Here is a 7,953-nt window from a genome sequence, read left to right on the forward strand (position 1 = left end):
CTGTCCAATGTGCATAAAAAAATCCGGAAACAAGTGAGCGTTTCCGGATTCTTACACAGCCACTGGATCGGTCAACTGATCCTTAACTGATCGGCATTAGAGCAGACGGAGGCGTTTTTGAATGCCTATGGGCTGAGTCGATTCGCGCCGCTGGGTTATGACCCGCGCGATTTACCCATCCGTGATTTAGCCGGGTACAGGAAGAAGGGGAACCACGACGGCGACCCGATAATTTTCTACACCTTCCCGGCAGCGTTTGAGCAGGAGATTGCAAAGGGCTTCAATACCAAACAGTTTGCCGAAGTTCTAAAGAATGCAGGAATGCTTACACCACCAACGAGCGGGCGAGGCTATCAGGGGCGAGTAAGGGAGGATGGGCGACAGATTCGCGTCTATGTACTCAATTTCATGGCAGAGGAAAGCAGCCAGCCAGAAGAATAATTATTTCTTCACATGCGTAGTTTTAGTGTTGTCTCGGTTGTCTTTGTTGTCTCAATTTGTAATTGAGATTGATTTATAAGGATTTTATTTTAATTTCTGAGACAACACCGAGACAACATTTAGCCATTTTGAGACAACAGGGCGAAAGTGTGTTTTTAGTCTGGCAGGCAGTGAGACAACATTTATGCCGGGTGAGACAACACGAAATTGCAAATGTTGTCTCAGCAAAACCCAGACGTGGCGCGGCCTGTAGAGCCGTGAGACAACAAAGACAACAGAGACAACACTATTTTTGCTTACTATGAAAAAAAATCGGCAGGTGTCCCACATTAAGAAATCGTCATTAGCAAAACTAATAATCCAGTGAGGGGAAAATGACAGCACAAATTTCAGCATACGGGCGGCTGGTGGCAGATCCCCAGACCCGCACCACAACGAACGGTAACAACATGGCTATGGCGCGGCTGGCGGTGTCTCTCCCCTGTAATGCGGCAGAGGCGGGAGAGTCAACCTTCTGGCTGGGCGTTATTGCTTTTGGGAAGCAGGCCGATGCGCTGGCAAAGCACCAGAAAGGCGACCTTGTGAGCGTGGCAGGCAATATGCAACTCAACCAGTGGACAGGGCAGGACGGCGGTACACAGCAGGGGTATCAGGTAGTAGCCGACAGTGTGATCAGCGCCAGAACGGTACGCCCCGGCGGGAAGGCAGGACAGCGGGGACAGGCAACGGACGCGCTGAGACGTGCGCAGCAGCCATCCCGTGATGAATACGACCAACGCCCACCATTCGACGATGAAACGCCATTCTGAGAGGGAAGATATGAGTACGCAACCCATCATTATTGAGTTCGGCAGCTATCGCTGGCCCAGACATCTTGCAATACATGAAGCAGATCATGCGATAGCCGCATGGTTTTTCGGCATACAGGAGGTAGAAATTGCGTTATCGGGTAATAACCGAGTGGCAAAAACCTACCTTAGCGGCGATGTTGATGAATGTGGAGCTGTCGCGGTATGGCACGCCAACTATCCACGGAATGTGGCTGAGGTTAAGTCTTACACCCTCTCGAATGATGACACCAGGTTACGTCTGATAGACCAGGTATGCCGGGCTATGGTTATCTCTCTGGCTGGTATCGTCGCGCAATCACGCTATACGGGGGATGATATTAACGCACTGATGGAAACGTCCGGGAAAGCAGACATGAAAAATGTTCGTGATTTATCAGAGGTATACCGGGTGGCTGGTGGGGAGGATGCTGATATACAGAGAATATCCCTTTCCCGTGCTGAGGCGCTGATTGCCCTGAAATGGTGGGATGTTATCGCGCTGGCGAAAATACTGGAGAACCGTAACCATATGCCTGCCAGCAACTTCCAGCGCATTATGGGTGATATTGACAAGCCTGTACCAAAGCCTATGACGCTGGCTGAACTGGATGAATTGGTGGGTGAAGAATGAAGCCATACATTCTGGCAGCCGGCCTGATCTCCTCGGCACCGGCACTATCTGCTATCCATTGTGGGGGCTTTACCATACAGCCAGACCGTTATCGGACAACGATTAACGGCGATGTGGTTCATATTGTTGATGCGCAATTTTACGGCGCACCGCGAGACTTTAGCCAGGCCGCCATAAAGTTATTGCCGGATGCCATTACCACTACCGATAGGCAATACCGCCTAGAGACGCAGGGAGGCAATGCCTTGCTTGAGTTGATGACCAGAGAAAACCCGCCACGTGTGCTTAATCGTGAGCGCTGCGATGCCGGGTTAACAAGTTTCGGTTGGTACACTTCTGCGCCGTGATGTTCGTTCCGAGCGCAGCCTAAAATATTGGACTGTTCTTGACGGATTTAAAACTCTAATGGAGCCAAGTCCTTGCCAGTAGCGGGCTAGGAGCCTAATTGTGATTCAGGTCGTCAAAAATATTCAGGTTTGCGGCATTGGTTCGCAGTACGCAGTCCGGTACGCGGCAAAACTGCGCATTTAACGTGCGTACCACCTGACGAATTCTAACGCCGGCATTGCAAACAGATGCGTGCGCAAAATGGCTAAGACGTCTGATATTGCTGGCTTTGGCTCAATCAGTTTGGAGGTGGCGGTATCAGTACGATGCTAATTTTTGCTAAGGTTTTAGTACGCAACTCAGGTACGCACTCTCACCAGATACGAAACCGATTCGCAGTTGCGTACCAGCCTGTAAGGCGCATTATCGCTGGGTTTCTACAGTCGAATGCAGTACGCAAAGTGGAAAATCCTCCGAATACGAAACCCGAGCATTGCGCAGTAAATTGCGAATTGCGCAGTTAACAAAATATCTCCGCAAAACGAAACGGATATCAATGCGCAAACCATCCTCAACCCCCGCGCGGTTACTGGCTTTATTGATGTGAAATTGCAAAATTGGTGCGCAATTTACAGTAAAATACGCATATTATTTCGTATTCAATTTGCGCACCGTTCGCAGTTAATGCGCAGTAATTCGCAGGAGGCCAGCCAGTGAGAGACAGAACGCGCAGCTATACCACCGACCTGCCCCGTATAGGGTTGCCATTCCTTGCGAACATGCGTAGCAGGCTGGCGGATGCTGAACCGGGTACGCAGCTTTATACCCAGACCGAAAGCGGAACGTTGTATGCCTTCCGGCAAGCCGACAGCTACGCCATGACAATCAACGGCGTGACGCGGGCTATTCGCACCACAACCACGAAGGCCGGGTATGGCGTCCGGGAATGGTACGCTTGCCCCCACTGTATGAAGCGGGCTGCAAAGCTGTATATCGGCAAGAAAGACATTGGCTGCCGGGCGTGCTGGAAACTTCACTATAAAAGCCAGAGTGCCGACATACTGGACAGGATGCGCATGAAGATACGCCAGCAGCGATGCGCGATATGGGGCAGCAATGACCTTGCCAATAATCTGTTTAATGACATTCGCATGTTCCCAAAACCAAAGGGGATGCGCTGGGCTACGTTTGACAGGAAGCGGGCAGAGTTATCAGTTATGGAGATGGCTTACTGGCAGGCATTCAGCCCGGTAGTGGACAGAATCACGGGCGTTATTGAGCGTAAAGCAGGAAAAGCAGCCAGAGGCATTGGCCTGACTCTATAAAAGCAAAACGCCCGCACGGGGCGTCAGAGAACGGGATAGACTTCTGCGACAATTTGCATTCGCCGCCAATATAGCAAGCCGTCCACATCAAGCAATAAACTATCACCGGGAGGGGGAGGCCAAATCTCTGCAATCCTGAGCCTTAAGGACTGCCCGCCCCATCGTTTTTTCATACCCGCGAAAAATGAAATTTAATCCGGGCGTGTTTCATCCTTCCAGAGGGTATGACGTATGACACCACGCGAAATAGCCTTATTGACCATCGCCAAACTTGAGCATGGAGGCCACCAGCTTACACAGGCAGATCAACGGGAGATAGAACGCTCAGTTAATGCCGATATAGCCCGGCGCGACAGGTTCCGCGAAATGATGCGAGCACCTGCCTACCAGTGGAAGAAGCCAGCGCCGCGCAGGTAGATACGGGATTATTCCGCATGTAACTTATGCGTATTAAGCAAATTTCCTTTATTCACCTTTACAGAATTGTGAGTACGTCAGTATCGTTATCCTTCCGATTCGCATTTATTCAGGATTTGCATGTACCAGCTAAAGATAACCATCCGAGACAGCAAACCACCTATATGGCGGCGTGTGCTGGTTCCAGAGCAAATCCCCTTTAGTGAACTTCACGCGGTGATCCAGTTGGCTTTTGGCTGGAATGACGAACACCTGTATATGTTCGAGAAAGGGCGTAAAGGTGATCCCGGTAGCGAGTATCGCGTATGGGGTGAGGATGAAAGCATGGGTAATGCGGCAATCACACCACTATGGGCAGCGCTCCAGAATGATGGTGACAAGCTGGTTTACACGTATGACTTTGGCGACTGGTGGGATTGCGTCATTGTGCTGGAGAAGCAAACACACGATACGAGCAATCAGCCCATTAGCTGCCTGCGTGGGAAAGGCACCACCCCGGTGGAAAACTCAGGCGGCTTGCATGGTTACAATGAATTGCTATTACAGGCCAGAGAGTCTGATAATCCTGAGCAGGCCGAGATCCACAATTTCCTGATGCTGGATATTGAGCGCCGGGTTTACGACCTGAGCAGCATCAACGACAGATTGCAGACTCTTAACTGACCCTCATATATTCGCCTGATATTGCGTTATCAGCGCCGCCAGTATCGCGCATAACAGCGCACTGACCGGGCAAACCGTAGCGCACGACCGTTGCGTTAGTCTCACCGCCGCGCCGTATCTGGCGCGATTCATACACTGTCACCCGCTCAAGCAGTCCACCAGCAACCATGCTTTCCAGTGTGCGCCGGGTTGATTCGAGCTGGTGACGCTTATCGAACGACACCATGCCATGAAGCAGGTAGGCCACACCCGACACATCGAACGGCGGCGCACCAATCTCACCAGTCACCCATTCGAGGTTATCCGGTTCAAAGTAGCTAAGTATCTCTTTTTTGCGGCTGGTCATTCTCATAGCTGGCAGGTTCCTTATTGTGGGATAGCACTATCATACAATAAGGCGCAAAAGATAAGAGGCCAGAACAGCAAGCATGAGAGCATAAAACGAGCAGCCAAAGACAGCGCCTCAAAATACCGTGTACACAAGGGTGTACCTACTGAGAAAACGCATTACAAGAAACACAGCAACCACGGGCGTTTAAAGCCACTACTCAATAAACAGATTCAACTCGTAACGCCAATTCTTACTTTTCAGCCTTCACAAATGCCGCCCACTCAAACAGAGCGGCATTTTTCTTCCCCGCAACTTCAATTCTGTTTTGCGTGCCTGCTCCAGATTTTGCGATGTTTTTTTGCCCAGCACACTGAGAACGTGAGATACTCACAACTGTATATAAATACAGTTACAGATTTACTTTCTTTGCAATCGATATCACATGGAGTGGGCAATGAACGAACATCATCAACCTTTTGAAGAAATACGGCATTATGGCACTGAAGGGCAAGAATTTTGGTCAGCTAGAGAATTGGCACCGTTACTGGATTATCGGGACTGGCGCAATTTTCAAAAGGTACTGGCCCGCGCGACTCAAGCGTGCGAAGCCAGCAATCAAGCTGCATCTGACCATTTCGTTGAAACCACCAAAATGGTTGTATTAGGTTCAGGGGCTCAACGAGAACTTGAAGATGTTCATCTCTCCCGCTATGCCTGTTACCTGGTAGTACAAAACGGCGACCCTGCGAAACCGGTTATTGCGGCAGGGCAAACTTATTTTGCTATCCAGACCCGACGGCAGGAGCTGGCTGACGATGAAGCTTTCAGGCAACTTCGTGAAGACGAAAAGCGTCTTTTTCTGAGAAATGAATTGAAAGAACATAACAAACAATTGGTTGAGGCAGCGCAGCAAGCTGGGGTAGCGACAGCTATCGATTTCGCCATATTTCAGAATCATGGTTACCGGGGGCTGTATGGTGGATTAGATCAGAAAGCTATTCATCAGCGGAAGGGGCTGAAAAAGAATCAGAATATCCTGGATCATATGGGTTCAACAGAACTGGCGGCTAATCTCTTTCGAGCTACCCAAACAGAAGAAAAACTCAAGCGGGATGGCGTGAATTCAAAACAGCAAGCAAACACCACACACTTTGACGTGGGTCGCAAGGTGAGGCAAACCATTCAGGAACTTGGCGGAACCATGCCTGAGGAGTTGCCGACCCCGCAGGTCAGCATCAAGCAGTTGGAAAACAGTGTAAAAATTACAGAGAAGAAATAGCAGAAACTAAAAACTCTTTTTCTTAATTGAGATACCCGATGCGTAAGCCAAAGTCCAGGTGCAGTGAACACAATGGCTAAACATTGCACCTTTCTTTTCCACCCCTCAATTTTAACCTATTTTTTCTTATGCATTTTCTCAGACAAGAACTCAGAATAATGCATCTACGCTACAGAAAATAGCGATTTCACATAACTACAAGTTATCAATTTCCTCTTACCTTAAAAAATCTCAATCGTGACAATGCGCACAAATCGCTACCCTGCCAGACAGATTTTTAGGGAGAGAACCATGCTGTTACACATTTTGTATTTGGTTGGCATCACTGCCGAAGCCATGACGGGGGCGCTGGCGGCCGGACGACGGCGCATGGATACATTTGGCGTAATTATTATTGCGACCGCCACCGCAATTGGCGGAGGGTCAGTGCGCGATATTCTGCTGGGCCACTATCCGCTCGGCTGGGTCAAACACCCGGAATATGTGATTATCGTCGCTACCGCCGCAGTACTCACCACTATCGTTGCTCCTGTAATGCCTTACCTGCGCAAAGTGTTTCTGGTGCTCGATGCGCTCGGACTGGTGGTCTTTTCTATCATCGGCGCACAGGTTGCACTGGATATGGGGCACGGCCCAATTATTGCCGTTGTCGCGGCGGTAACCACCGGCGTGTTTGGCGGCGTTTTGCGCGATATGTTCTGTAAACGCATCCCACTGGTATTCCAGAAAGAGTTGTATGCTGGTGTCTCATTTGCCTCCGCCGTGCTGTACATCGCGCTGCAACACTATGTTTCTAACCATGATGTGGTGATTATCTCCACCCTGGTATTCGGCTTTTTTGCCCGCTTACTGGCGCTACGTCTTAAGCTGGGATTACCGGTCTTTTACTACAGCCACGAAGGTCACTAAGGTTCAAAACCTGTGATCTGCTGGGCAGCCAGCCAACTGCCCAGCTTCTTGATTTGCGCATTTTCCTTCCATTCAATAACCTGTCTGGCGCGCCCAGATCCAGTCCCCGGCAGCTGCTGTCAGAACTGCTCCGTGCTAAATAAAAGTTGCGACTAGGACCGTTCATCACTGGCATTAAGCGCCGCCCGGGTTAGCGGTATTCCCATTGCCATCACCCAGCGAGTAAAAGGCTGCTTACGAGCCAGATTAAACTGATGCCATAACTGCGCACTTTTACTTTTCGCGATCCCCGGCGTGTTCTGTAATTGCTCTGGCGTTAATAAAAGCCAAGAAAAGATATGCTCAAAGCGATGAGTCTGATGCAGCGCGCGCCAACCGGCCTCACCAATGCCATCCAGCCCAAGAACCTGTTTTGACCCCAGCCTGAACCGCCCCGGGTTTCCTGGAGAGTGTTTTATCTGTGAACTCAGGCTGCCAGATCATCGTTTCCGATGGAAGCATAATAAGCTTTTTCTGCTTCTGCCGGAGGGATGTGGCCCAGCCTTTCCAGCAATCGTCGATTATTATACCAGTCCACCCACGTGAGTGTGGCCAGTTCCACTTCTGCACGGTTTTTCCAGCTCTTACGGTGTATTACCTCCGCTTTGTAAAGACCATTGATGCTCTCCGCCATCGCGTTGTCATACGAGTCGCCTGTACTTCCTGTTGATGCCAGTAATCCGGCTTCCTTAAGCCGCTGTGTGTAGGCCAGCGATACATACTGAGAACCTTTATCACTGTGATGGACCGTGCCGGACGGT

The 7,953-nt window shown here is 50.1% G+C and carries 10 protein-coding genes and 2 pseudogenes; 9 read left to right on the forward strand and 3 right to left on the reverse strand.

Annotated elements, in window-relative coordinates:
• Nucleotides 1-96: 96 nt before the first annotated feature.
• The 7 genes and pseudogenes from BHE85_RS07240 to BHE85_RS07270 all read left to right on the forward strand — a co-directional run.
• Nucleotides 97-441: pseudogene (locus BHE85_RS07240) on the forward strand (DNA primase); the annotation flags it as partial.
• Between the two features lie 374 nt (nucleotides 442-815).
• Nucleotides 816-1,250 (forward strand): single-stranded DNA-binding protein, encoded by a 435-nt coding sequence (locus tag BHE85_RS07245; protein WP_000126714.1) that lies wholly within the window; start codon nucleotides 816-818, stop codon nucleotides 1,248-1,250.
• A gap of 10 nt (nucleotides 1,251-1,260) precedes the next feature.
• The gene (locus BHE85_RS07250) at nucleotides 1,261-1,902 is read left to right on the forward strand and encodes a hypothetical protein (protein ID WP_000107253.1); all 642 of its coding nucleotides are present in this window, start codon (nucleotides 1,261-1,263) and stop codon (nucleotides 1,900-1,902) included.
• Nucleotides 1,899-2,249, forward strand: a complete 351-nt coding sequence (locus BHE85_RS07255) for a hypothetical protein (protein ID WP_000806100.1) — start codon at nucleotides 1,899-1,901, stop codon at nucleotides 2,247-2,249. Before BHE85_RS07250 ends, BHE85_RS07255 begins: the two co-directional genes overlap by 4 nt.
• A 693-nt stretch (nucleotides 2,250-2,942) precedes the next feature.
• On the forward strand, nucleotides 2,943-3,554 hold the full coding sequence (locus BHE85_RS07260; RefSeq protein WP_001205651.1) for a hypothetical protein: 612 nt from the start codon (nucleotides 2,943-2,945) through the stop codon (nucleotides 3,552-3,554).
• A gap of 231 nt (nucleotides 3,555-3,785) precedes the next feature.
• Nucleotides 3,786-3,971, forward strand: coding sequence for a hypothetical protein (locus BHE85_RS27300; protein WP_000188903.1), 186 nt, complete (start codon nucleotides 3,786-3,788; stop codon nucleotides 3,969-3,971).
• A 120-nt stretch (nucleotides 3,972-4,091) separates the two neighbouring features.
• Nucleotides 4,092-4,634 (forward strand): plasmid pRiA4b ORF-3 family protein, encoded by a 543-nt coding sequence (locus tag BHE85_RS07270; RefSeq protein WP_011379318.1) that lies wholly within the window; start codon nucleotides 4,092-4,094, stop codon nucleotides 4,632-4,634.
• On the opposite strand, the gene BHE85_RS07275 is transcribed toward BHE85_RS07270, so the two are convergent.
• The gene (locus BHE85_RS07275; RefSeq protein WP_001243001.1) at nucleotides 4,627-4,986 is read right to left on the reverse strand and encodes a hypothetical protein; all 360 of its coding nucleotides are present in this window, start codon (nucleotides 4,984-4,986) and stop codon (nucleotides 4,627-4,629) included. The two genes, BHE85_RS07270 and BHE85_RS07275, sit on opposite strands and share 8 nt — an antisense overlap.
• Nucleotides 4,987-5,419: 433 nt before the next feature.
• Between BHE85_RS07275 and dinD the strand changes: the two genes are divergently transcribed.
• Entirely contained in the window at nucleotides 5,420-6,244 is an 825-nt protein-coding gene (gene dinD, locus BHE85_RS07280; RefSeq protein WP_004987253.1) for a DNA damage-inducible protein D, read from the forward strand.
• A gap of 291 nt (nucleotides 6,245-6,535) precedes the next feature.
• The gene (locus BHE85_RS07285; RefSeq protein WP_000924289.1) at nucleotides 6,536-7,153 is read left to right on the forward strand and encodes a trimeric intracellular cation channel family protein; all 618 of its coding nucleotides are present in this window, start codon (nucleotides 6,536-6,538) and stop codon (nucleotides 7,151-7,153) included.
• Here the strand turns inward: BHE85_RS07285 and ligB are convergent.
• Nucleotides 7,150-7,575, reverse strand: a pseudogene (gene ligB, locus BHE85_RS07290) (NAD-dependent DNA ligase LigB); the annotation flags it as partial. The gene BHE85_RS07285 and the pseudogene ligB sit on opposite strands and share 4 nt — an antisense overlap.
• 44 nt (nucleotides 7,576-7,619) lie before the next feature.
• On the reverse strand, nucleotides 7,620-7,953 hold a 334-nt coding region (locus BHE85_RS07295), incomplete at its 5' end, for an integrase core domain-containing protein (protein WP_052980286.1).

The sequence above is a fragment of the Shigella sp. FC1567 genome (assembly GCF_001743015.1).
Classification (GTDB): Bacteria; Pseudomonadota; Gammaproteobacteria; order Enterobacterales; family Enterobacteriaceae; genus Escherichia; species Escherichia coli.